The 23761-nt window shown below is 59.8% G+C and carries 21 protein-coding genes and 10 pseudogenes; 16 read left to right on the top strand and 15 right to left on the bottom strand.

The features are described from left to right. Positions 1-10 precede the first annotated feature (10 nt). Together PYR71_RS23785 and PYR71_RS23780 are read left to right on the top strand one after the other, a co-directional pair. Positions 11-637, top strand: a complete 627-nt coding sequence (locus PYR71_RS23785; protein ID WP_010004392.1) for a response regulator transcription factor — start codon at positions 11-13, stop codon at positions 635-637. A gap of 266 nt (positions 638-903) precedes the next feature. Continuing rightward, positions 904-1118, top strand: a pseudogene (locus PYR71_RS23780) (hypothetical protein). Between the two features lie 212 nt (positions 1119-1330). Here the strand turns inward: PYR71_RS23780 and PYR71_RS23775 are convergent. Further along, the gene (locus PYR71_RS23775; protein WP_323115737.1) at positions 1331-1480 is read right to left on the bottom strand and encodes a hypothetical protein; all 150 of its coding nucleotides are present in this window, start codon (positions 1478-1480) and stop codon (positions 1331-1333) included. A gap of 102 nt (positions 1481-1582) precedes the next feature. Continuing rightward, positions 1583-2134, bottom strand: a complete 552-nt coding sequence (locus PYR71_RS23770) for a DUF1003 domain-containing protein (protein WP_183918243.1) — start codon at positions 2132-2134, stop codon at positions 1583-1585. Positions 2135-3593: 1459 nt separating this feature from the next. Here PYR71_RS23770 and PYR71_RS23765 point away from each other — a divergent pair. Further along, positions 3594-3764: pseudogene (locus PYR71_RS23765) on the top strand (DAK2 domain-containing protein); the annotation flags it as partial. Positions 3765-4170: 406 nt separating this feature from the next. On the opposite strand, the gene PYR71_RS23760 reads toward PYR71_RS23765, so the two are convergent. The 6 genes and pseudogenes from PYR71_RS23760 to PYR71_RS23735 all read right to left on the bottom strand — a co-directional run. Further along, positions 4171-4851 (bottom strand): peroxiredoxin-like family protein, encoded by a 681-nt coding sequence (locus PYR71_RS23760; protein ID WP_183918245.1) that lies wholly within the window; start codon positions 4849-4851, stop codon positions 4171-4173. Between the two features lie 21 nt (positions 4852-4872). Next, positions 4873-5180: pseudogene (locus PYR71_RS23755) on the bottom strand (hypothetical protein); the annotation flags it as partial. 498 nt (positions 5181-5678) lie between these two features. Next, positions 5679-6764, bottom strand: a pseudogene (locus PYR71_RS23750) (IS110 family RNA-guided transposase). A gap of 209 nt (positions 6765-6973) precedes the next feature. Further along, positions 6974-7182: pseudogene (locus PYR71_RS23745) on the bottom strand (SDR family oxidoreductase); the annotation flags it as partial. Between the two features lie 30 nt (positions 7183-7212). Beyond that, positions 7213-7341, bottom strand: a pseudogene (locus PYR71_RS23740) (IS3 family transposase); the annotation flags it as partial. A gap of 74 nt (positions 7342-7415) precedes the next feature. Beyond that, a pseudogene (locus PYR71_RS23735) lies at positions 7416-7649 on the bottom strand (LysE family translocator); the annotation flags it as partial. 407 nt (positions 7650-8056) lie between these two features. Between PYR71_RS23735 and PYR71_RS31060 the strand changes: the two are divergent. Beyond that, positions 8057-8158 (top strand): annotated as a pseudogene (locus PYR71_RS31060) (hypothetical protein); the annotation flags it as partial. On the opposite strand, the gene PYR71_RS23730 reads toward PYR71_RS31060, so the two are convergent. Next, the gene (locus PYR71_RS23730; protein WP_275621080.1) at positions 8159-9220 is read right to left on the bottom strand and encodes an S-adenosylmethionine:tRNA ribosyltransferase-isomerase; all 1062 of its coding nucleotides are present in this window, start codon (positions 9218-9220) and stop codon (positions 8159-8161) included. It lies immediately after the preceding pseudogene. Then, complete coding sequence (locus PYR71_RS23725) at positions 9217-9939, bottom strand: SDR family NAD(P)-dependent oxidoreductase (protein ID WP_275621079.1); 723 nt, start codon at positions 9937-9939, stop codon at positions 9217-9219. The genes PYR71_RS23730 and PYR71_RS23725 overlap by 4 nt, the downstream gene beginning before the upstream one ends. A gap of 85 nt (positions 9940-10024) precedes the next feature. Between PYR71_RS23725 and soxR the strand changes: the two genes are divergently transcribed. The 6 genes and pseudogenes from soxR to PYR71_RS23695 form a co-directional block, all read left to right on the top strand. Then, a complete protein-coding gene (gene soxR / locus PYR71_RS23720) occupies positions 10025-10459 on the top strand; it encodes a redox-sensitive transcriptional activator SoxR (RefSeq protein ID WP_275621078.1) in 435 nt (144 codons plus the stop codon). A gap of 242 nt (positions 10460-10701) precedes the next feature. Then, positions 10702-10914: a hypothetical protein gene (locus PYR71_RS23715; protein ID WP_275621077.1), complete on the top strand. Its 213-nt coding sequence runs from the start codon at positions 10702-10704 to the stop codon at positions 10912-10914. Positions 10915-11207: 293 nt separating this feature from the next. Next, positions 11208-11435 carry a CopG family transcriptional regulator gene (locus PYR71_RS23710; protein WP_275621229.1) on the top strand — a complete coding sequence of 76 codons (228 nt, stop codon included), beginning with the start codon at positions 11208-11210 and terminating at the stop codon, positions 11433-11435. Then, positions 11432-11875, top strand: a pseudogene (locus PYR71_RS23705) (TA system VapC family ribonuclease toxin). The gene PYR71_RS23710 and the pseudogene PYR71_RS23705 overlap by 4 nt, the downstream one beginning before the upstream one ends. A gap of 353 nt (positions 11876-12228) precedes the next feature. Further along, the gene (locus PYR71_RS23700) at positions 12229-12621 is read left to right on the top strand and encodes an ester cyclase (protein WP_275621076.1); all 393 of its coding nucleotides are present in this window, start codon (positions 12229-12231) and stop codon (positions 12619-12621) included. Positions 12622-12836: 215 nt separating this feature from the next. Further along, positions 12837-12935: pseudogene (locus PYR71_RS23695) on the top strand (cold-shock protein); the annotation flags it as partial. Between the two features lie 134 nt (positions 12936-13069). Here PYR71_RS23695 and PYR71_RS23690 read toward each other — a convergent pair. Genes PYR71_RS23690 through PYR71_RS23680 form a run of 3 tightly spaced genes read right to left on the bottom strand, consistent with a single transcriptional unit; the run spans position 13070 to position 18529 of the window. Then, positions 13070-16333, bottom strand: coding sequence for an error-prone DNA polymerase (locus tag PYR71_RS23690; RefSeq protein ID WP_275621075.1), 3264 nt, complete (start codon positions 16331-16333; stop codon positions 13070-13072). Next, on the bottom strand, positions 16333-17847 hold the full coding sequence (locus tag PYR71_RS23685; RefSeq protein WP_275621074.1) for a Y-family DNA polymerase: 1515 nt from the start codon (positions 17845-17847) through the stop codon (positions 16333-16335). The genes PYR71_RS23690 and PYR71_RS23685 overlap by 1 nt, the downstream gene beginning before the upstream one ends. Continuing rightward, positions 17768-18529, bottom strand: a complete 762-nt coding sequence (locus tag PYR71_RS23680) for an ImuA family protein (protein WP_275621073.1) — start codon at positions 18527-18529, stop codon at positions 17768-17770. Before PYR71_RS23680 ends, PYR71_RS23685 begins: the two co-directional genes overlap by 80 nt. Here PYR71_RS23680 and PYR71_RS23675 point away from each other — a divergent pair. From PYR71_RS23675 to dinB, 3 genes are read left to right on the top strand one after another with little or no spacing between them, the layout of a single operon-like run. Further along, a complete protein-coding gene (locus PYR71_RS23675; RefSeq protein WP_275621233.1) occupies positions 18528-18728 on the top strand; it encodes a hypothetical protein in 201 nt (66 codons plus the stop codon). The two genes, PYR71_RS23680 and PYR71_RS23675, sit on opposite strands and share 2 nt — an antisense overlap. Then, the gene (locus PYR71_RS23670; protein ID WP_275621072.1) at positions 18703-18975 is read left to right on the top strand and encodes a hypothetical protein; all 273 of its coding nucleotides are present in this window, start codon (positions 18703-18705) and stop codon (positions 18973-18975) included. The genes PYR71_RS23675 and PYR71_RS23670 overlap by 26 nt, the downstream gene beginning before the upstream one ends. Further along, a complete protein-coding gene (gene dinB / locus PYR71_RS23665; protein ID WP_275621071.1) occupies positions 18965-20056 on the top strand; it encodes a DNA polymerase IV in 1092 nt (363 codons plus the stop codon). The genes PYR71_RS23670 and dinB overlap by 11 nt, the downstream gene beginning before the upstream one ends. On the opposite strand, the gene PYR71_RS23660 is transcribed toward dinB, so the two are convergent. Next, entirely contained in the window at positions 20024-20545 is a 522-nt protein-coding gene (locus PYR71_RS23660; RefSeq protein WP_275621070.1) for an SOS response-associated peptidase family protein, read from the bottom strand. The two genes, dinB and PYR71_RS23660, sit on opposite strands and share 33 nt — an antisense overlap. Before the next feature lie 56 nt (positions 20546-20601). Here PYR71_RS23660 and PYR71_RS23655 point away from each other — a divergent pair, with 56 nt between their 5' ends. The 3 genes from PYR71_RS23655 to PYR71_RS23645 all read left to right on the top strand — a co-directional run bounded on the left by PYR71_RS23655 (position 20602) and on the right by PYR71_RS23645 (position 22892). Further along, complete coding sequence (locus PYR71_RS23655) at positions 20602-21192, top strand: SOS response-associated peptidase (RefSeq protein WP_275621069.1); 591 nt, start codon at positions 20602-20604, stop codon at positions 21190-21192. A 145-nt stretch (positions 21193-21337) separates the two neighbouring features. Then, the gene (locus tag PYR71_RS23650; protein WP_275621068.1) at positions 21338-22570 is read left to right on the top strand and encodes an endonuclease/exonuclease/phosphatase family protein; all 1233 of its coding nucleotides are present in this window, start codon (positions 21338-21340) and stop codon (positions 22568-22570) included. Between the two features lie 118 nt (positions 22571-22688). Then, positions 22689-22892, top strand: a complete 204-nt coding sequence (locus PYR71_RS23645) for a cold-shock protein (RefSeq protein ID WP_275621067.1) — start codon at positions 22689-22691, stop codon at positions 22890-22892. A 439-nt stretch (positions 22893-23331) separates the two neighbouring features. Here PYR71_RS23645 and PYR71_RS23640 read toward each other — a convergent pair whose 3' ends face one another. Further along, positions 23332-23760: a hypothetical protein gene (locus PYR71_RS23640; protein WP_275621066.1), complete on the bottom strand. Its 429-nt coding sequence runs from the start codon at positions 23758-23760 to the stop codon at positions 23332-23334. Position 23761: the final 1 nt, after the last annotated feature.

Raw genomic sequence — 23761 nt, 5'->3', positions numbered from 1 at the left:
GGGGACATGGATGAAGGAGATTGTCTACATCATTGATGATGACGCATCTGTCCGCGAAGGCCTCGGCGATCTCCTGCGCTCGGTTGGACTTGAGGTACTGACATTCGCTTCCAGCCAGGAGTTTTTGGACAGCAAGCGCCCTGACGTACCGGGCTGCATCATTCTCGATGTAAGGCTGCCGGGGCGGAGCGGCCTGGAATTTCAGAGCATGCTCACTTCCCTTGGAATTGAGCTTCCGGTCATTTTTATCAGTGCCCACAGCGACATTCCGATCTCGGTGCGGGCGATGAAAGCCGGCGCTATCGAATTCCTGACAAAACCGCTGCGCGAGCAGGAATTGCTCGATGCCGCCTATGCCGGGATCGAGCGCGATTGCGCTCGGAGGCAGGAAGTCGCGCTCATTGCCGAGCTTCGGTCCCGCTATGATTCCTTGACGCCCCGTGAGCGCGAGATCATGAACCTGGTGGTCGCGGGCAGCGTCAACAAGCAAATCGCTGCTCAAGTGGGCCTGAGCGAGGTGACTGTCAAGGTTCATCGCGGCCACGTCATGCAGAAGATGCAGGCGAGATCTCTCGTTGACCTGGTCCGGATGGCGGACGGCCTCGGATTGTCAACGAAGCCGTCGTGGGTCAGGTAGGCTCACGTATCTAGACCAAAGTATCGGGCGTCCGCCACGGATGGATAGTCGGGGCACCAATTCGGCGAGTCGCTTATCTCATTGGGCAATACGCTCCGAAGGCCCCCGGCTTTATCCTCCAGCTGAAAAACTTGCAGAGACAGGACGGACGTTATCGCGTCGCTGGGCAAGAATCTGCGTCGGGTCCGCGCAACCCTGCCATTGGGCGGACGCGCATCATGATGACGCAACGCGAGTAACCGAAAGACCGAGGAAAGGTATCATTCATGCAAAAACAGAGATACGCCCTGCGGAAGAACCTCAACATCTACTGGACGGTAATCGATACGGTTTCAGACCGAAAAGCTCTCGTCAATGGCTTCGTTATGGACATGCTTACCGCCGATGAGGCCGAAGAATTGGTCAACACGCTGAACCGTGCAGAATCCCATGCTATCCTTGCGCCTACCAGAGGGAGCACCCCGATCGAAGACGACAGTAACTTTTCGATCGCCGTCTAGCCGACCGCTCGTCCTAAAGACTGCGACGAGAGGACGATAGAGGGCGCTGATACTCTAAAGGTGGGATCAACGCGCTGCCGAAGGGTGCGGTGCGCTTTAAGTGACGCGGTCGGGTTAACAGGTGCGCAGCTCGTCGCGCGCATGTCATGGCTTTAAACCGCCGCTCGCGCCGCTCCGATTTCCGCGTCCATGCTCAACTGCAACTGCGGCGGCGTTCGACCTGCAGTGCTACCAGCGGCACCCGGCCGAGCGAGCCGGCCAGCGTCTGCATGCGCGCCGCCTGCCAGACCGGCGTATCGCAAATTCCGGCATAGATCTTGCCGGCACGCATGAGATCGTCCATCCCCCTCATGACCTCGTGGAACTGGCCCGCCTCGCCCACGGATCCCGCCCAACATCAGCCCGGGAGTCCCGCTTCGCAGCGCCAACACAAACACAAACATCTCTAATTGTCTTCCCCTTCCGCCTGGATGCGATCCAGCACCGCTTCCGGCGCAATGTCTTTCTTTAGCTCTTCGACCTCATGGTCCGCCTCGGTCGGGACTTCAAGCTTCTTTGCAATGGCTTCGACCATGGCGATTAGGCGGGTCGTTTCGTGTTCGTTTAATAAGCTGATCTGGAGGTCTAGGTCGGCGCGGATATTGTCCTGTACAGCCATTCGGTTCTGGTTGATCAAGACAAACGTCGAGAGAAAGATCGCCTCGACCGAAGCCTCCATGGCAAGAATCACTAGAGAAGGGTCCCAGGGTGGCACCTGTGGGAGCAATCCTACATTGGCGATGATCCAGACGCCATAAAACACGATGTGAATGTAGACGAACATCATGGAACCCGCAAACTTGCTAATGAGAGCAGCTGAACGCTCCTGAGCCGACGCTGCATTTTGGCTCTGCCGGCGGCGCTGCATGATAGCTTCGATGTTGCGGGTTAAGGCAGGCGTTAATCCTTCCGCGGCCGGTGTTGTTGGGCTTTTGCGCTCCGGATGGTCGTCATTCATTGCGGTAAATCCTAGGACTTGGAGTTTGGTGGCTTCGACCTTTGCCGAAAAGGGCCGTTCTGAGGATCCGGTTCGATGACTAACTCGATCCCAGGAGCAAGGTTGCTGCGCAGCGTTCAATTCAGTCCCATGGGCACGATCCCGTTAACGGTGACCTGCACCATCCAGCACTCCCACCGAAGCATGGAAGCTGTCGCTCAAGAAAAATATAGGCGTTCGAGTCTCTCCGGATTGAAGGAAGCACAGAAAGTCAGCTGGAAGGTCGTTCAGGATTGCCGGCAGGAAAGTCTCCCGCTGAAAACCTGAAGGCTCTAGGCAAATGGACGTCCGTCCATCACTCAGGAGAGGCTGCCACGTCCGGGAAGAAGAGCCGCCCCGTTCCAACATCGCTCTTGTTCGAGGCATCGTCTTCGGTCGAAACGACGGGTGATCAAGCGTGTCCTTGGAAGAGCCAATCACCGTATCGCGATGATTGCGGCTGCCGTGTTCGTCGCCTTCCCGCAATCATCCTTCTTCACACGCTCTTCCACAGCTAGAAGCGAATGGCGAGGTCCTCAAAGCTCTGCAACAAGGCCGCCGTCGCCGAATGCGAGATCGGCGCACGTGCTTTTCACAACCTGCTTCGAATATCCGCGGGAACAGCTGGCCTACGATATCGGCGTGTCGTCGGAAGCGCTCCATCGAGAGCTGTCGCAGCGATGCCGCTCTTTGTGCACATCGGGATTGACCTTCTCATCGTTGGAAACCCCATATCGGGTCACTCAGAGGGTTTGGAGACCATCATGTGCGAATTCGAAATCCACAACATGACCTGCGGGCATCGCAGGGGCAGGTGTAGAAGGCAATCAAGACGGCGATCCGGAAGCTTCCGCCAGCATCGATCTTGCTGCCAGGACTGCGAAGAAAGACGAAGGATACAGCCCAATCAATACGCATTGAGAAAGCGGGTTATCCATCCAGCTTCAGACGGATTTGATCTCGCAAAGGACCCCAGTTTTGACCAGGTGTTCCGCGCCGAAGTCCCACACTGTCACCCGAGGGCGGCGAGTCATAGATCTGCGGCGACCGTCGATATGCTTCCTCACAGCGCGGCGAACAAAACCACGGTCCCTGTGGGGCGCCCGTCTATAGGATGAATACGGTGCATGCATCTTGCACACCGGTTCGATCCAACCCGGGTCAGCCGACGGAGCAAGCTCGATCTCATAGAGAGGGACTTCACCGGCTACGGATCTGAGGGCCACCATTCCGAAGTTTCGCACGAAGATACCTCTGGCGACAGCCGCCTCGGCAACTGATTGAGTGGCAAGCAATTGACCGGGCAAAGCCAGAGCGGCTATTCGTGCGGCGATGTTGACGGTTGATCCAAAGAGATCGCCAGCTCTACAGATGACCGGTCGATGGTCCAGCCCCGCCCGGGTGAGCGGTAGCCGTGGTCCCCTACGAAGCGCTCGACGTGGCGGAGCAGGCAGCGCGCCAGGGCTGCGAAGCGACAAGACCTATGACGGCGGCCAAGGGGCGGGCATCGCGGCTGGGGGAGCGGGTGATCGGGCACATCCATCCCGGTGCCGCTTCGGCTGCGATCATCATCGCCTCAATCGCAAAATTTGCGAGGGAGCACAATGGTTAGATAATCAATGCGACAGGGGCAAGGCTTTACAAGAGGAGACGTAATGCTGACCCTATCCGCGAAATTGAAGACTGCGAGCATCGTCGCATTCGCCATGGTGTCTTTTGCCGCAACGCCGGTCCTTGCCCCGATGCGGTCACTAGAAGGCTGATCCAAACATGACTGACAAAGGGTGGAAACTTGCCGTATGAGGCGCCTGTCGGAACGACGTGAAGGCGCGAACGTGGCCTCGCATATGCGCTGAGGCGTGCTCACTCCAGCGCCGGGTCACTCCGCGGGGCATTGAATGGAAATCGCTACGAAGCTTACGGCAGACCTTAGCCGCCGCGCCTAAGTGTCTCGATGATGGTTCAAACCCACAGAATCATACAGGACGGTGTCGTCGAACAAGTTTTTCAGCAGCTTATTAATGTGCGACTTGGGAAGCTGCTGACAACAATTCTTCGGGACTCGGCGCCCGGCATACATTTTGGCCTCCCTCTTCGGCTTCTGTGAAACTCCAGCGCACAGTGCCTTCCCGATCGAGCAGGAACTCGCCGATAAGCGGCATGTGACCGGCGATCATAATCTGCTGGTCGGCCTCCGTCATTTCATACCGGTCCTTTTTCTCAAGAAAGTCGCCCGCCGCAGCCGGGTTCATCGGCACGGGCAACTCCCCCGGCAGATCGATCCGCATTGTCATGACCGCGTCCATTCCGAGCTTGTGCGGCCATTCGGTTTCATTCTCCGTGAGCTCGAGGATGGGTAAACCGAAGGCGCGATGCGAAGCCCCCTCCGGGTCGGATGCGCTAAGAAGGTTGGGTAGAGGATGGTAACGGAAGTAGAGCCGCGCCCGTTCGACCGGCGTCTTGACCACGGCGAGACATTCGATGCCTTTCTCCTTCAGGGCCGGGTTGAGTTGCGCCATCGCCGAGACATGACGCCGGCAGAACGGACAGTGTAGGCCTCGAAACAAACCGATCAGTAACGGGCTACGGCCTCGAAAATCATCGAGCGCGATCTTGCCTTCGCGCGAAATCGCGTCGAGTACAACATTCGGTGCCCGGTCGCCCGGCTGCAGCGGGCGGTTGACGCTACTCGTGGACATGAACAACCTCCTCGCCCCGGATCAGTCAAAAAAAGGCAGCACACCCCGCGCTTCGGTCGAGCCCGTGCTGGTCGCAAACTCCATACGCCGGGGCAAGTAGGGTTCGGCCTCTGCCATATTGCCGACGTCGAGATTGAGCCTTGCAGGCCCATCATAGCACGGAAAAACCATCTGCGGGTCGCCCGTTTCGTGAGCCATCTCGAGCGCCTCGCTATAATAATAATGGACCGCGAGTTCTGGCTTCCCAGGACGATCAACGGCAGCGCGAGATGTTCACGTTGGTCGAGCGCACGGTCGATCTCGATTGCCTTCTCGGGGGCTGGTACACCTCACACGAGAGACTCCCGAATGCTATTGCGCTGAAGGTCAGGTTCCCGACCTTGTTTTGTACGCTCAAGTCTGCGACCACTAACGTCGTCAACGGGTCGTGAGCTGCCACACATGAAAGCTTATTCTGATGGCTGCAATGGCGCGTTGTTGCCATCTCCGTCACAAGTGGCATTCTTTGAAATGGCACAACGCGTCGTGATCAAGGTGTGAGGCAAACACCGCTCTGATGTCCGTTGTCAATGCTTTAGGCGCGAGAAACCGACCGTCCAGACGAACGCTGTTCATGATGATGATCACGTATGGGTGGAGGCGGAACTGAAGGACGTCGGTGATCAAGCTCTGATGCGTTGGCTACCGCATTCCCGATTGTGCGTCCGGGGCTGTTCCGATCTTACTACGGGCGTCGGTCAATTGCCGGCCACAAAGCGTCTTACGGGTGTTCCCCTGCCGTTGCCCCGCCTCCGCCCATGCGCGAGGTGCAAGTTCGCTTCGGCGACTTATGATTTGATCGCCTGCGCCTCCCTTGCAACCGCCCACATGAAGCCGGTCAGCTCGCGGGCAATGGCGGTGCAAACCACCGTCGTTCGCTTTCCTCGAACGGCGAGCATTCGATATCGAGATGTCAGCCGGCTCTGAGCCTTCCATGCAATCTCTCGAACTTTCGATGGGGCTTGCTCCATGAGGTAGAGCTTTCTCGCGCCGACTTTTGGCGGATGCCGATAAGTCCAGGCGCTCTCGACCAGCATGTGCCGAACCCGACCGTTGCCGGCCTTGGTGATCGCACCCCGTCTGACCATCTCACCCGTTGATCGCTCACCAGGGACCAGGCCGAGATAGCCCATCAGTTGGCGAGGGCTCTCAAATCGGCTCACGTCGCCGACCTCCGTGGCGAATGTCACGGCGACGATCAGATCGACCCCTCGCAGGGTCTGCAGCGCTCGAATGACCGGCGCCAGCGACCAGGTTGGGACGAACTCCTCGATCACCTTCTCCAGTCGTTCGACGCGCTCTTTCGAGACGCGCACCGCCTCGACCATTTCCTACTGTTGCTCCTGCAGCCAGCGCAGGTATCGCATCGTCCAGCCCTTCTTGCGTGGATAGATGCGACTGTGTTTGAGCATAAAGGCACTGATCTGTTGTCGGTGAACCCGCAATGTCTCGACAGCAGCAGCTCGAGCGCGAACGAGGTCGCGCATCGCCTCATGGCCCTCATCAGGAACCCACACTGCCGTGAGCTCGCCGGCCCTCAATAGCCGGGCGAGCGCGAGGGCATCTCGACGATTGGTCTTTACTCTGTCGCCTGGCTTCCTGGGGATCAGTGATGGAGCGACCACCACACATTCATGGCCAAGCGATCGGATAAGCCGATGTAGACCGTATCCGGTCGGACCCGCCTCGTAGCAGAAATGAACTCGGTCAAACTTTGGTGCTATCCGCTGGATGATGCGGCGCATGCTGGTAACAGAGGCGTCAACCTCACCCCAAAAGCGGACCTCTCCCTCCCGGCCGGATTCAGCGACAGCAATCGCATTCTTTAATTTGGCGACATCGATTCCTATAAAAGCTTCTCTATAATCTGCCATGGCTCGTCCTCCTGTGATGAGGATCGGCTCGGCCTATCCGAGCAACCCTCGGAAGACCAGTGTAGGGCGAGCCACCTCAGGCACGAAGATGGACATACGGCGGTCCTGATCTGACCCGAAGGCTGACGTATCTGAAAACTCGCAAGCTTGGACCGTGCCAGGTTGCGAGTTGTATCTGGTGGATTCAGAACTGAGGAGGTTGGCTCGGATTACAGCCTGATGACGCCTATGGTGAAACCACCATCAACGGTGATCTCCTGCCCTGTGACGAAAGCCGCATCATCCGAAAGCAGCCAGGCTACTGCGCTTGCTACATCTTCTGACCTGCCATTTCGGCGAAGAGGCGTGTGGTTGGCTAGAGCCATGCAAAAGCTGGGTCAATGACGTCGCCCGCCATTGGCGTCAAAATGATGGCGGGTGGCCTGCTGCCCCTTTTTGGGACGCTGAGTTAAGCTAGTCCCACCTTTGTTTCAAATTCCATCGGGCTGTGATAGCCCAGTGTCGAGTGGCGACGCTTGGGGTTGTAGAAGCGTTCGATGTAGTCGAACACATCCGCCTTTGCGTCATTGCGTGTCCTACCCCCGCAGGAAAAGGTGCCGAGGCCCCCCCGCCGCCAACCCGGCCGGGGTCCATGATCGGCTTTCTGGACGCGGCCGAGCGGAAGGCTTTGAACGCCAGACAAAGAAGATAAAGGCCGCCGACAATCTTGATGGCCGTCAGCACTGAAGCATAAGCGGCAATCAATGCTGTCGGGCCGATCGCGGTCATGGAGGCCCAGAGAAACGATCCCGCCGAGATGCCGATCGCCAAGGCGATGCCTGCTTTGCGCCTAACGGCCATCGACGTGCCGATTACGGAAAGAATATTTGGACCGGGGCTAAACATCCCAAGCGCGAAGGCACCGAAGGCCAAACCGATTTCTGGCAAATGCTCCATGTGGTTTATCTCCATCCGATTTGTCGCGAGCGGTTGCAGACGGACCCCGAGCGGGTACCCATTCCGAGCTTGCGCAACAGCATTGGAGCCTTCGTGACCTTCGTCGCGATTTTCCCGAAATAACGGGCCTTTCGCCTCGAAACCTCTAATATATGCGTGCCTTTGCCGAGGCATTCCCTGACGAAGAATCGTGCAACAGCTTGTTTCACATTTGCCTTGGGGTCATAACGTCAAAGCGGTCGGGCGGATATTCTTTATTGCAGCCGAGAACGGATCGGTCTGTGGTTTCGGCGGTTTTGAACCCACTGGCCGCGATATCCTGCTCCAGTCGATTGCCGTAGCCCCCAGGCCACCAAGGTCGGGGCATCGGCAAGAAGATCATGTTTGACGTCCTTGAACGGGCTCGCCGATTCGGCGCCCCCAAGCCCATCTGCCATCTGCAGCGTATGAATCGATGATCATGTGGCACGAGGGGAAGGTTCGCGCCGATAAAGCAGCGGTTGCCGGTTGAGCAGCATGGAATCGCCGAATTCATGCGCACGGTAACCGCATGCAGTTAGAGCGGTGGAGGCACGGGCGAGGAGGCTGTCGTCGGCGAAGGCGCGCAACAGCTCGAAATGGCTTTCGCCCGGCTGGTGGACGCCAGTGAGAACCGCATCGACGACGCCGAGCGGAGTGCCACATGCGATGCGCCCCGTCGCAATACCATCTCCGGCGCGCACGCTGCCATCGGGATTGGCGGCTGCTTCAAGTGCGCGCACGACGCTCGTGCCGATCGCGATGATGCGGCTGCCCCTGAGCTGCGCCCGCGCTACCTGCGCCACGGTGCATTCAGGGATATGGTACGGCTCGTCGAAGGGAAGGCGCGAGTCGAGCGCGGGATCGCCGGTGGAAGAAATCCCCGCGGCATGCGTGAGTGTTGCAAAACCGATCTCGCGCCGACGCCAAGCGTGCAGTGTGCGCCAGTCGAGCGCGAAGGAAGCCGATGGCGACTCGAACGCGACCGGCCGGGCGGCAATTCTCGTCCAAACATCCCACAGTGCCAGCGGCTCGGGAACGTGCGCGTATTGAATCGGCCTGCCATGCTGCGCCAGTCCTGCAAACATGGCTGCTCGGGTGCCTTCGAAGCTGAGCTCGACAAGGCGAGGATGGTCGAGAACGCGCTCGACCCTGGCTTGAAGTGGGCCGAGCTGGAGGCGATCGCCTGATGACAGCGCAGGCGGCGGTAGCCGATCTTCCGTGCGGGTGCGGTGATCGCCCGAGCCGAAGACGATCGCAAGGAAGCGGACTGGAGCGGAAGGTGACAGCCAGCCGGCCAAGCGGATCTCGATTGTCTTTCCACATTGGCGATGCGTGCCGTGCAGGCTGGCAGGCAAGGTTGCGGCATCGTTGGCGACAACCAGATCGCCAGGATCGAATAGCGTCCCGAGGTTAGCCCGCGGTAGGTCGCGCATCGTGCCGTCCGCCTCCACGACGAGCAGCCTGGCCGATTGCCGATCGAGGCGATCAGCGGCGATCACGCGTGGGCTCCGGCGGTAAGTGCATCGTGACTCGGCAACGCGTCGAGCATCTTTTCGATGATCTCGGCAGCGGCCAGTTCCGGATCTTTCAAGGTCGACCGATCGGCGTCTGGTAGCGCCAGCGCGTGCAGCGGGGTGTCCATATCGCCCGGGTCGAGGGCAACAAACCTTATTCCATCTCCTTTCGACTCCGCGTCCCAAATCGCCGTCAGATGGGCAAGCGCTGCCTTGCTCGCGCCGTATGCGCCCCAGCCGGGATACGCGTTGACCGCCGCGTCACTGGAGATGTTGATCACCAGCCCGCCGCGGCCCTCGCGCGCGGAAGCGGCAAGCGCACCGAACAGGGCTTTGGTCAGCCGGAAGGCGCCGAGAACGTTGACTACGAGCGCCGCTTCCAGCTCCTCGCACTCCGTATCGGCAAGAAGCGCCAGAGGCACAGGACCGAGGCTCGATGCATTGTTGATCAGGACGTCGACCCCGCCAAGGTTGGCACTGATCTGCATCGCAATCGGATAGATGTCGTCCTTCTTGCCGATATCGGCGACAATGCCTTGCGCACCCGTCTCGGCTCCGACGCGTTCGACATTCGCGGCGGTGCGGGCGACGAAGGCAATGCTCGCACCCTTCTCTGCAAGCTGCCGCACAAGCGCCAGTCCGAGGCCGGAAGTGCCGCCGGTGATCCCTACGCGAAGTCCTTGAAGATCGATATTCGCCTGCATTGCGGTGCTCCTTCAATGGGTACGCCTAACTGCTACAAGTTCAAGTTAACTTGAAGTCAAGAGAGCTTCGTGCTTTTATTTATGCATGGATCCGATGCTGACCATCACCGACGTGTCGCGGCGCAGCGGCGTTGCCTCATCAGCTCTGCGCTTCTATGAGGAGCGTGGGTTGATCGCATCCGAGCGCGCCGGCTCGGGACATCGACGCTACCAGCGGTCTGCATTGCGGCGGATCGCTTTCATCGTCTTTGCGCAGCGGATCGGGTTGACGCTTGAGGAGATCGGCGCCGAGCTCGCCAAGCTGCCGGCCGATCGCGTACCGTCACGTCGGGATTGGTCGCGGTTGTCGAGCGTGTGGGCAAAACGTATCGACCAACGCATAGCCGAGTTACAGCGCCTGCGGTCTGGTCTTGGCGAATGCATCGGTTGCGGTTGCCTGTCGATCGACCGATGCCGCTTGGCGAACCCTTCCGACGTGGCAGGGCGCAAAGGCCCGGGGGCGAGGTATTGGCTGGGGTGAATGAGCCTCCAACGTTACGCCGAACGATCTTACGATCGTCTGCCGGTCCTTCGCGAAGGCGAGTATTCCTCGCGATGGGCGATTCCGGCTAGGGCGGAGCTAGTGACGGTGTTGACCATGAACTCGGCGGCGGAGCCAGTCAGCCCTGGCTGACTTGCGAGCTATAGCCCAAGTCAGGCTCATGCTCGGCAGTGTCGTTACAGGCGTTTTTAACTTCTGTGGTTTGACGCCGGCGCCTGGCCTTGTACCACCGCATCAATGCCGGCCGGTTCAGCGACCGACAGTATCGTTATTTGCTTGATGACGCTCGTTTGGTGGTGTGTATGTTTTACAACAAAAACGCTTATCTTTTTGATCTTCTGCTGCACGAGAATGCCGTTCTGCCGGCTGCATCAATCAATGCGGAACGCTCGGGCCAGAGCAGTCGTCCCGCCTCCCGGGCGCCGCTATGCTGAGGCTCCTGCGGCCGCCATTGTTCCGCCCTTAGCTGTTTAGTCCGGGGATTTGCTGGAGCGGATCAATGGACATTGCATGTCGGAAGAATGCTCGACGATGCGGGCTTTACTTTCGTCTGACGCATTGAGCAGGTTCGAAGACGCGTAGTTCGTGCACAGATTTGAGAATGTGATTCAGCCGTTTTCACCGGTGAACAGATTGGCTCAATGGTGCGTGCTTTCGGTATCCACCTTGAGAAGGCCGACAACTTGCTTTATATGATGCGTGATGTTTGATGCGCGATGAGGCGGATGTGAGAACGACCTTGGCAATCGACGACGATGTCCTGATCGCCGCAAAAGCGATGGCAACCCAGCAGCACCGGAGCGTCGGCGAGGTCATTTCTGAGCTCGCGCGACGTTCTCTGCGCCGACCGCCCAGCAGCAGCGAGCGCAATGGCATTCCTCTCCTGTCAGCTCGGCCGGATACGCCGCCAGTGACGCTCGAAATCGTGAACGCCTTGCGTGACGAACTGCCGTGACTTTCCTGCTCGACGTCAATGTGCTGATTGCCTTAATCGATCCGGGCCATGTAGCTCATGATGATGCGCACGAATGGTTCGCGGCAATGGCTTAGACCGCGTGGGCTACCTGCCCCATTACTGAAAATGGTGTCATCCGGATTGTCGGCAACCCCAAATATCCCAACTCTCCCGGTTCACCGTCACTTGTGATGGAGATCGTCCGCAAATTGCGGTCGCTCCCCGGTCACAGTTTTTGGCCGGACGATGTGAGCCTTGTCGGGTCAGGTGATATCGCTCCCACGAAAATCCTAACATCGGGACAGGTAACTGACACCTACCTGCTTGCGTTAGCCAAGGCGCGTGGTGGCCAGTTGGCGACATTCGATCGCAAGCTCTCAGCGGCAGCGGTTACAAGGGGCAATTCTGCCTTGCACCTGATCACCACGAGTAGATCGTGAGTTCCCGGTCGATCCTTTATGCGATCTTTGCTCTGCAAGAGAACTTGCTCATTAATTGCGCGGAACAATGACCCTGGTCTGGGCAGGTTAACATGCTGAACAAATTGCGACTTTTTAGGCGTGACTGGGTCATTGTTCGGCGCCTATGGTGGGGTCAGACACGACGCCGAGACACATACGACATCATCGACGTCAACGGGCAACGGCACCCTGCGGCCCCCACATTGGAAAAGGTCTTCTGGTATCAGCACCTGTTCCAGACGGAGCGCGGACGCGATTGCCTGTCGCATCACCGCCGGGATCTCTGCCGCAGGGTCCAAGAGTAGATCAACTGAAGCCCAAGGATGAACGAGATGACTTCCCCACTTTCGGAGTTGTATCAAGAATACATTGATTGCCTGAACACCCGGGACTGGGACAATCTGGCAAACTACGTCAGTACCGAGGTCGCCTACAATGGGGAGATCGTCGGACTTGATGCGTATCGACAGGCGCGGGAGAAAGAGGCTCGTGAGATCCCAGACTTGTACTACAAAATCGACATCCTGGTCTGCGACGACAATACGGTGGCGAGCCGCCTCGAATTTGACATCAGCCCAACCGGCGAGTTTCTCGGCCTTCCAGTCAACGGCCACCGCGTGTTGTTCTGCGAAAACGTCTTTTACCAATATAAGGGCGGCAAGATTGTCCGGGTATGGTCGGTGCTCGACAAAGCCGCGATCGAGGCTCAGCTTTCCTCCCAGTAAACCGGACAGACCGACCACGCTTTTCCTGGACGGTCCTCTTGGCATCACGAGCCAAAGTTCACATCGCGAGTTCCTTGGTGGTCGACGACCGGCGCTTCACAATCAACGTTTTCCGGCCCTGTGAAATCCTTGAATCGATGCTCTCGGTTTGCGTCTTCCCGCATGGCCATGGACCAAGCACGCGTTGCTGGGCGCCAGTCCAACGGTAAATGCTCTTCGGCGCTTCCCTGGCGGATGGCCAGAAGGTCAGCTACGAGTTGGGCCAAGACCGGAAGACGGGAAAGTCGAAGGCTGAGAACGTTAGCGTCCTGTGAAATCAAATCCCCGGTCTCGTCGAAAAGGCAAGATCGGGGCAATAGGATCGTCTTCGCCTTGAACCAGTTCGAACGTCGGCCGGCTGATGAGAAAGGAACCGAAAGCCCTGCGACTTGCAACGATCAACAGCAGACTAGTGAAAATTCCGGCTCTTGATCTTCAGCGTATCGATATGAAGATCCGGCGTGAACATATCCCTTGCCCGCACGCCCGGAGGCGCTTTTTCGCGAGAATCCGGACTCCCAGGAGAGCCATGGGCAAATTCGTCGCCGCGACCCGTCGGGGAATGGAATGCGCCATCACGCCCGGCGAGGCCCGACAGATCGCCTGACAAATCGAACAGCTGCTGGGCGACGAGGTGAACCACCTCGCCTTCTCGCTGAATCCTGCCGTTGATCGCCATCATGCTGGCGCCGAGCACCACGCGGCGCGAGCGCTCGAAGAGTGTCGGCCAGACGACGACATTGGCGATCCCGGTCTCGTCCTCGATGGTGATGAACATCACGCCCTTCGCCGAACCCGGCCGCTGACGCACCAGCACCAGGCCGGCCGCCATCAGCCATTGGCCTTCGCGTGCCGTCATCGCCTCGGCACAGGTGACGATCCGGCGCTGAGTAAGATCGGCCCGCAGGAACCTCAAAGGGTGCTCCCGGAGCGTCAGGCCGACGTGACTGTAATCCTCGATGACGTTATGACCGTCGGTCATCTGCCTGAGCTCGACGTTCGGCTCCTGCTGCTCGGCGATCGCCCGCGCCTCGCGTTCAGCGGCGGCCGTGAACAGAGGCAGCGGCTCGTCGCGCAGCGCCTTGATCGCCCAGAGCGCATCGCGTCGTTCAAGCTGCAATGACGGCAGGAACGCGTCGGCCTCGGCCAGTTCGACGAGAGCGGCGACGGGCACACCGGACCGGCGCCACATGTCATCCACCGATGCGAACGGCTCGTCGGCGCGCGCGGCGACAATGCGCGCAGCGTCGGCGGTTGCCAGTCCCCGCACCAGACGCATGCCGAGCCGCACTGCATGCCGGTCCGTGCCTTCGACCTCCTCGAGCGTGCAGTCCCAACGCGAGCGATTAATACACACCGGTCGCACCTCGACGCCGTGTTTCCTCGCATCGATAACGATTTGGGCGGGCGCATAAAATCCCATTGGCTGCGAGTTCAGCAGTGCGGCGCAAAATACATCCGGGAAATGGCATTTGATGTAATTGCTGGCATAGGCAATCAGCGCGAACGAGGCCGCATGGCTTTCGGGAAAGCCATAGGAACCGAAACCTTCAAGCTGCGAAAATGTCTTTTCAGCAAATTCCTTCGTGTAACCGTTTCGGATCATCCCGCTGACAAGCTTATCCTGGAAACGCGAGACGCCGCCGGTGAACTTGAAGGTCGCCATGGATTTCCGAAGCTGATCGGCTTCGCCGCCGGTGAACCCCGCACAGGCCATCGCGACCTTCATCGCCGACTCCTGAAACAGCGGCACGCCGAGCGTCTTGTGGAGGACCGCCTCCAGCTCGGGCGTCGGGTATTCCACCCTTTCCTTGCCTTCGCGCCGGCGCAGATAAGGATGGACCATATCGCCCTGAATCGGCCCCGGCCGCACGATCGCCACCTGGATGACCAAGTCATAGAAGGTCTTCGGTTTCATGCGAGGCAGCATCGACATCTGCGCCCGGCTCTCGATCTGGAAGGTGCCCAATGTGTCGGCCTTGCGGATCATTGCATAGGTCGCCGGATCCTCGTGCGGGATAGTCGCGAGATCGAGATCGTGGTGCTTGTGCTCGCCGATAAAGGCAAACGCCTTGGCCATGCAGGTCAGCATGCCGAGCGCCAATACATCGACCTTCATCATTTTGAGCGCCTCGACATCATCCTTGTCCCATTCGATCACCTGGCGGCCGGCCATCGCCGCCGGCTCGATCGGCACGAGATGATCCAGCCTGTCATGGGTCAGAACAAATCCACCCGGGTGCTGGCCGAGATGCCGCGGCGCTCCCATCAGCTGCTGGGCAAGCCGCAAGGTCAAGGCGAGACGACGGTCGTCCGGATTGAGGCCGAGGGCGCGCAGCTGTTGCTCGCCGACCGTTTCCGACCAGGACCAGATGCCGGAGGAAAGCGCCTTGATCAGGTCCTCGGGCAGGCCGAGCGCCTTGCCGACGTCGCGAATGGCGCCTTTGGCACGATAGCGGGTCACCGTCGAGCAGAGTGCGGCCTTGTGATGGCCGTAGGTCTTGTAGATCCATTGGATCACCTCCTCCCGCCTTTCGTGTTCGAAATCGACATCGATGTCGGGTGGCTCGTCCCGCTCCTGGCTGACGAAGCGCTCGAAGAGGAGGTCGTTGGTTTCCGGGTCGATCGAGGTGATGCCGAGCACATAGCAGACGGCCGAGTTGGCGGCCGATCCCCTGCCCTGGCAGAGAATGCCCTGGGACCGGGCAAAGCGGACGATCGAGAAGACCGTCAGGAAATAGGGGGCGTATCTCATCGTCTCGATCAGGGACAGCTCGTGGCGGATCGTCTTTTCGACATGCGCCGGCAGGCCTTCCGGATAGCGCGTCTTCACGCCTTCCCAGGTGTAGTGTTCCAGCGACTGCTGCGCCGTCATGCCCGGGATTAGCGCCTCCTCGGGATATTGATAGACGAGCTCCTCCAGACTGAACCTGCAGCGCTCGACGATTTCCATCGTGCGTGCCAGCGCCTCCGGATAGCGGGGAAACAGACGCGCGATCTCCTCCGGCGGCTTCAGATAGCGGTCCGCATGTCGCTCGCGCTCGAAGCCGACGTCGTCGATGGTGGTGCCGGTGCGAATGCAGGTGACGACATCCTGCAACTGCCGCCGGCCGGGCTCGTGAAACAGCACGTCATTGGTGACGACCGTCTTCACCCGGTGCTTTACCGCTAGGTTCGAGATTACATGCAGCCGCAGTTGATCGTTCGGACGCCGACGAAGACAGAGCGAAACATAGGCGCGGTCGCCGAAAATTTCCGCCATCTTCCTCAGCTGCACGGCGCAGGCATCGTCCGGCATATCCGGGACCAGGATGCCAATCAGACCTTCGGCATAAAGCGCCACGTCATCGAGATGCAGGATGCACTTGGCTTTGCCGCCGCGGCCCTTGCCCAAGGTCAAAAGCCGCGTCAGCCGCGAATAGGCGGCGCGGTCTGTGGGGTAGACCAGAATCGACATGCCGTCCTGGAGATCGAGCCGGCAACCGACGACGAGCCGCAGGCCGGTGGCGCGCGAGGCTTCCAGCGCCCGGACGATACCGGCCAGGCTGTTGCGGTCGACGATGCCGAGCGCCTCGATGCCCATGAGCTTGGCCGTCGCAAACAGTTCTTCCGCCGAGCTTGCGCCGCGAAGGAACGAGAAATGCGTGGTGACCTGCAGTTCGGCGTAGTGCATCAGGCAAACACCCCATGCAGAAACCACTTGCGCGATCCAGTGTCGGCATCGACGCCATCGCCGGACCGGAAGATCCAAAAACGCTCGCCGGCGTCATCCTCGACAACGAAATAGTCGCGCACCGCGATCCATTCGGAGCTGCGCTGCCACCATTCCCCGAAAATCCGCTCCGGGCCGTCGGCGCGTTTCACCCGGCGCCGCTTGCCGCGCCAGGTAAAGGAAACCGGCGGATGATCGGGCAACAGCGCAATCACCTCGATCGATTCCGGGTGTGGCAAAAGCCGCGACGGCCGTGGCCAATGGAGTGGCCAAGTGGTGCCGATCTCGTCGGCCGTCGGTGCGATCCGCTGGACGCTGCGCTCAGGGACATCGCTTGCCACCGGCGCGACACGAAAAATCCGCTGGCCGCCGCGGTTTCCGAGCACGTCGATCAGCGGCGTCACATCGGTCACCTGTTCTTCGATCAGCGAGGAGGCCGACTGCATCTCGACGAGCGGTTCGGCGATGATTGCCGCGAGGCTCAGCTTCTCGATGCCGAAGCCCGGCTCGATCTTCTCGATCCGGTCGCGGAAGAGTTTTGTCAGCCAGGCGATATCTCGGACGGGCTTGGCCGTGCCGGCCCGAAGCGACTGGATTGTGTTGTCGACGCGGTGGACGATCAGATCCGCGCGCCGCACGCCAAGTCCTTTCTTCTCGAGTTCCAGACAGAGCTGCCGCACCAGGCGGCTCACATATTTCTCGATCGTTTCGGGTGCGCCGACCGGTTCGGCAAAAGATTTTTGGACCTCGACGATGTCAGCCGGCCGGATCGGATCAATGGGTTCGGCGAGCCGGCCGAACATCTGATCGAGGCGCTGTCCGACTTCCGGGCCGAAACGCAGCGCCAGCGGCGCCCGCGGCGTCACTGCCAGATCACCGACGGTAGCGAAGCCGAGGGTTCGGAGGCTCCCGACGATCTCGGCCGGCAGCCGCAGTGAGGATAGTGGCAGACGATTGACCGCCTTGGCGGTGTCGCCGCGGGGGATGATGACCGTTTCGCGATCCTTAGACCGGGCGAGCGCATGCGCCGCACCCCATGTGTCGGCGATCGCTGCGCGCGTCGCAAGACCGCGGCCGCGGAAGCGGTTGACAAGACCCGAGAGCATCAGGTCCTCGCCGCCCTGCAGATGATCGGCGCCCTCCGTATCCATGACGATGCCGTCGGGGGGATCCATGGCGACAACAGGGGAATATTGCGACAAGGCCCATAGCGTCAGCCGTTCGAGCATCGCGCGGTCAGCCGCTGGGTCGGCGTCGACCATCATCAATCCTTGGACCAGCGCTTGCGCCTTTGCCGCAGGCATGCCCATGCGCAGACCAAGCTTGAGAGCGGCCCGATCGGCCGCCGCAATCCATCGCTTCGACCCGCTCCTGGCGATCACCACCAGCGGCGTGTCAGGACTGAGCGAAGGATCGGCGCGCCTGATCCGGTCGGTCGGCAGCGTCGGAAGAAAGACAGATACGGCCCTTGCCATCACATGCTCCGATAATGAATTCTCCTCCCTCGCCTGCCCTGACCCGCATGAGCTCCGCCAGCCAGCGCGCGCGACCGATACCCGGCACCGGAAGCGGCTCGGAGGGCAGCACCGAGATCCGCCAGCGGGTTGCCGCGGCCGTCGGCATACCAAAATCGGAGGCTTCCGTCTGGCGCCGCCAGCGGCGGATCACCAGGCCCAATGTGCCGGACTTTTCCGCCGCAAGCTGCAGCCGGCGCGATGCCGTCATCGGCAGGCGCACCAGTTCGGCGACCACGGCGCCGAGGCCGCCATAGCGCAAAGCCTCTTCGAAACTTGCGAGTACAGTCTCTTCCTTGTCGCACTCGACGAAGATGACGCGGTCGGGGTGAAGTCCGGCTTGGGCGAGTGCGGGAAAGAAGAGGTCGAAACGCGTCAGGCACCAGACCACCTTGCCGGTGGTACGAGCTGCAATGCCGCCAATAAACAGGGCCGCGGCCGCCCCGTCGATGGCACCGTTTCCGCCGCCGGCCACTTCATGCAGCGCGCCATAGGCAAGGCCGCCTCCTGGCAGCTGCGCATCGATTTCGCCAACGCCGAACGGCAGGACACTGCGACGGCGCAGGCCGGTCCCTTCCAGGCTGGCAATTTGCTCGCGCAACTCGTCGAGAACGGCGTTCGAAGTGGCGAGGGCTGTAGTCATGATCTCCTTACGGCAACTCGTTTTTGACTTGAGAAAGCGCGATGTGTTCTTTATTTGTTCTCAAACCAAAAACGAGTCAATGCACGGCAAGCGCGCTCAGGTTGAGGCGGACGAGAGCCTGACGGATTCCATGAACGGATTCAATCCGATGGCCGAACTGGGAATTTTTTCACATGGCCAGACCAGGCCGGTTGAGTGATCTGAGACTGAAGGATTATCGTGAGCCGGTTATCGAAATCAGCTGTCGGCGATGTGACCGCCATGGCGCGCTCGAGTGCAAGCTGTTGGTGAAGGCGTTCGGCGCCGATGCGAGCTTCGCTGTACTCCGCCGGCGGATGGCCATCGGTTGCGAGCGCATGCAAACGCCGGAAGGTGACAAATGCGACGCGCACTTCACATGTCTGGGGGACGTAGATGCTCCTGATGGAAGGCAGAATGACAATTGATGAAGGTCACGAGCGGCCGCGCAAGATCATCCATATAGATATGGATGCCTATTACGCGTCGGTCGAGCAGCGCGACAATCCGGACCTGCGAGGCAAGCCAATTGCCGTCGGTGGATCCGCCGCTCGCGGCGTGGTAGCGGCGGCGAGTTACGAGGCGCGCAAATTCGGCGTTCACTCAGCCATGCCGTCGGTGACCGCCAAGCGAAAGTGCCCGGACCTGATTTTCGTGCCGCCGCGCTTCGACGTCTACAAGGCGGTGTCGCAGCAAATCCGGGAAATCTTTGCGGAATACACCCCGCTGATCGAGCCGCTGTCGCTCGATGAAGCCTATCTCGATGTCACCGAGAACCTGAAAGGCATGGACATCGCCACCGAGATCGCGCTGGAGATCCGCGGCAAGATCAAAGCGGTCACCGGCCTCAACGCATCGGCCGGTATTTCCTACAACAAGTTCCTCGCCAAGATGGCGAGCGACCTCAACAAGCCCAACGGCCAGGCGGTCATCACCCCGAAGAACGGGCCGGCTTTCGTCGAAGCCCTCCCCGTCAAGAAATTCCATGGCGTGGGGCCGGCAACGGCCGAAAAGATGCACCGGCTTGGGATCGACACCGGCGCCGACCTCAAGGGGAAGACGCTGGAATTCCTGGTGGATCATTTCGGGAAGTCCGGTCCCTATTTTTACGGCATCGCCCGCGGCATCGATGAGCGCCGGGTCAAGCCGAACCGGGTGCGCAAATCCGTCGGCGCCGAGGATACCTTCTCACAAGACCTCCATGCCTACGAGCCAGCGCGCGAAGGTCTTCAGCCGCTGATCGAAAAGGTTTGGGGTTATTGCGAGGCTAATGGGATCGGCGCCAAGACGGTGACACTGAAGGTTAAATATTCCGATTTCAACCAGATCACCCGCAGCAAGACTGTTCCCACTCCTCTGGCCGCGATCGCCGACCTTGAGGAGATCGTCGGCCTGCTGCTGGCGCCGATCTTTCCGACCCGAAAGGGCATTCGCCTGCTCGGTGTCACCCTCTCCTCGCTGGAACGGCGCGCCGCTTCAACGGAGCCGCAGCTGCGGTTGGCGCTTTAGATCGCCAGGAGCGGCTGAGCGGAGGCGCCGGCGGTTGACCCGGAACGTCCCCGCCGGAAGCGGCCGCAGGATTTCCTCTCCGGCAACGGTTCCATCGAGCCACGCCATGCGTTGGTCCCGTGTCAGCACTGCCATCTGCCGGTCGTGGAAGGGCGCGATATCGGCATTCGCTTCGATGGTAAGGATGGCATAGGCTTCCGGCCAATCCTCAGCCGCCGGCCGCCAGATCCCCGCGAAATAGAACCAGTCGCCGTTGGCGAGCGAGAAGCAGAAACTCTTATAACGAAACTCCGAGGCCGGGATCAGGCAGCGGTGGGTCGGGAAGCTCCGTCCTTCCGATCGGACGACGTTTGCGGCGCGCGGACCGCCATCGCGGGGACGCAGCCCCCATGGCAGCTCCACCATCTCCACATCGCCGTCATGGCGTCTTATGATGACGCGGCGCTCATCGAGCGGGGCGTCGGACTGGAAAACCTTCGCGCGCATCATAGATAGAACATATCAGGAACGATTTTTCGAAGCAACCAACCTGTCATGGGGGACGCATGTGCAATGATTATCGGCTGATGGTGGATGCTGCTTCGATTGCGAAGGACTTCGCCGATCTGAAGATCAAGATCCGCTTTGGCGAAGGCATACCGAACCTCGAAGCGCGCGAGGACATCAAGATCACCGACGTCGGCCCGATCGTCCGGACGATCGATGGAGCCGGCGATGAGGCCGAGCTCGTCCAACGGCGCTGGAGTTGGCCCGGACCGAACAAGCGGCCGGTGTATAATTTTCGGTCGGAAGGTCGGGAGTTCGCTTCCAATCGCTGCTTGATCATCGCTGATGGCTTTTACGAGTTCACCGACCCGAAGGGCCCGAAAAAGAAGCGCAAGGACAAGTGGCTGTTCACGAAGAAGGACGAGCCGATCTTCTGCATTGCCGGCATCTGGCGCGAAACACCGGAGGTCGGACAGGCTTTCACCATGCTCACGATGGAGCCGGGGCCGGACATCGCCCCTTACCACGATCGGCAGATCGTCATCCTCGAGCGCGACGAATGGGCCGACTGGCTCGATCCGGGCGTCCCCGCGAAGTCGCTGATCAAGCCGCTTCCGCCAGGGACGCTGTGGGTGGAGCAGGTTGGCTGAACCGGAATACCTCCAGCGCCACCCGAATCGGCTGTTGATCGTGAGAATGTTCAAGAATTGCTGCCAATGCGCTGACCGAACTCTTGCGCAGATTAGCAAATTGTAATTCACTCCTCGTAATCAACTCTGGGGCGAGGGGACGTCGATGATCCGGTATCTGGCAGCATGCCTTCTAGTTCTGTTCGGGTCGGCCGAGGCCCTGGCAAGCCAGGTTACCTTCGCGACCTGGAACCTCGGCTGGCACATGGATCAGGAAACGGTCCAGCAGTGGATCAGCGAGTGTTCGAAGAACTATGTCGAAGATCCCCCCACCGGCAAGTTCAAGCCGTCGCAAGAGGCGGGGTTCAAGCAGGGGTGGGACATCGACGCATTCAAGATCGAGGGATGGGATGTCAGCCGCCTCCCCGTCTGCAATGTTTACTTCGCCGGGGGAACCGTTCGCGTCAGTCTCGACGCCTACCGGAAGCGCCAGGAGCAGATCACGCACTTCATCTCAGGGTCCGTGCCCGCCGACATCATCGCCTTCCAGGAAGTCAGCGGCGAGCAGTCGGTCCGGGAAGTGCTTCCGAATGGCGGCAGCGACTTCGACTTCTGCCCCATCACGGGATACAAGGTGCAGCGCCTGGTCATCGCCTGGAAAAAAACGCTCGGTGAAAAGGTGTCCTGCGCAATCGAGGACGCGCTCAGCCTTCCCACGAACCCCGAGGACAAGCGTCCGCGCCCGGGTCTTGCGGTCACGCTCAAGGTCGATGGAAAACTGCTTCGCATCATGAACGTCCACCTCAAGTCGAGTTGCGTCTCGCCCTTCGACGGTGGAAATCTGGAGGGGACTGGAAAGGACTGCATGATCCTGCAGCAGCAAATCGACCCGCTCGAAAGTTGGATTGAGCGCGCGGCGGCCGAAGGCGCCAAGATCGTTCTCCTCGGCGATTTCAACCGCAATCTATGGCACGAACTGCGCGACCAGCGGCCGGCCAGGACCGACGCCACCGGCACCTCATCGCCGCGGCCAGCGGGCGTGCTGTCCCGGTCTCTCATAGAAGAGGTCGCCGACGGCCAGCCGGCGGACGCCAATCTTAGAATTCTCAATGAGCACTGCCAGATCAATGATGCCGGGCAGTCACTTTGCACAGAGGCGGAAATCCGCGACCTGACCACGCCGGAGACACAGCTGCTCGCATCGGAGAATTATCTCGGGTGTCGCAATCCAGTAGGCCTTGATCACATCCTCGTCGGTCCCGGCATCAACAGCGATGGTCCGGCCGAGCACCTGAGCATTGGAAACCTGGGTAGCACCAGAGCAGGCACCCCGAACGGGAAAGACCAGGTGTTGGCGATTTCGGATCATTGCCCGATGATCGCCCGGCTGACCTTTTGAGGACACTTCCTCTGGAATAGGCCACCTCGGATAGGGGCAGACTAAACGTTGCGGGCGAATGCGATCATGAATAAGCTCCCGCCGCGGCGCGTGAGCCGCTCAATTGACGAGGATGACAATGGCAAGCGGTACCGTTAAGTTTTTCAACCAAGACAAGGGTTTTGGCTTCATCACGCCCGACAATGGCGGCGCGGATGTGTTTGTCCATGTGTCGGCGGTGCAGGGCTCCGGACCTCTTGGAGACGGCCAGAAGGTCAGCTACGAACTGGGTCAAGACCGCAAGACCGGGAAGTCAAAAGCGGAAAACGTCAGACCAGCCTGAGTTTAAATCCGTTCCAAAAACCAGAAAAAATCCTGTCGCAACTCAAACTTTTGCGACCCGGTTTCGCGATAAATCGCGCAGCGGGCGCGGCTTACTGAACGCCGCGACCGCAGCACAGACACCGGCGAGCTGCAACGCAGCGCCGATCGCGTTGCAAGCTGCTTCTCACTGAGGCTCGTTCTCGTGCCATATCGTTCGATGCCGCGTTGCCAATCGGAGAGTCGCCCTTCACTGAGGACGTCCTGAATCCGGCTCCGGAAATTTTCACTTCAATATCTGACAGCACGCCCAGCCTCGCAACTCGCAAGGATCATGAGCGTTACGAGCTAAATTAGAGGTAAGCGGTGTGCTGCTCACACCTTGTCGGTAAAACTGGTTTCGACGGCAAGGTTGGTGCATTCCGATCATGAGTGAACAGAAGGTATTTCCTTTTGGCAAGCTAGAGTCCGAGGCGTGTCACCAGTTCCGCAATTAGCGGATTGGTGAAGTCGGCAACGGGATTGTCACTCTTGTCGGGCTTGCGATGATATTCTCCTGCATCAAATGCTAGGTAGATTTCGAAGAATGGCTCGGGGACTTGAATGTTGCCCGGCCCAAAGCCTGCTTGTACTGCCCCCCAGAGATCATTCATGACACCATCACAAAAGGTGTAGTCCAGTTCACCTCGGTAGTATCCTATGGCGATTTCAAGGGCAGTGACGTTGTAGAAAGCCCAGTTATCTAAAGCACCTGCCCATCGGGCCACCTCGCCATGAGAAATGCGTTCTTCCGGCTGCTTGTTAAGTGCGAATTCTAGGAAGTCGTGCATCGCTCTGGCTCTATATGCGTTTCTCTCAAAACTATGGATGAGCATGACGTCGAGCGTCAAT

The organism is Rhizobium mulingense, from assembly GCF_029194105.1.
GTDB lineage: Bacteria > Pseudomonadota > Alphaproteobacteria > Rhizobiales > Rhizobiaceae > Rhizobium > Rhizobium mulingense.
Note: the sequence above shows the minus strand (reverse complement) of the source record. Positions and strands in the feature narration are given on the sequence as shown.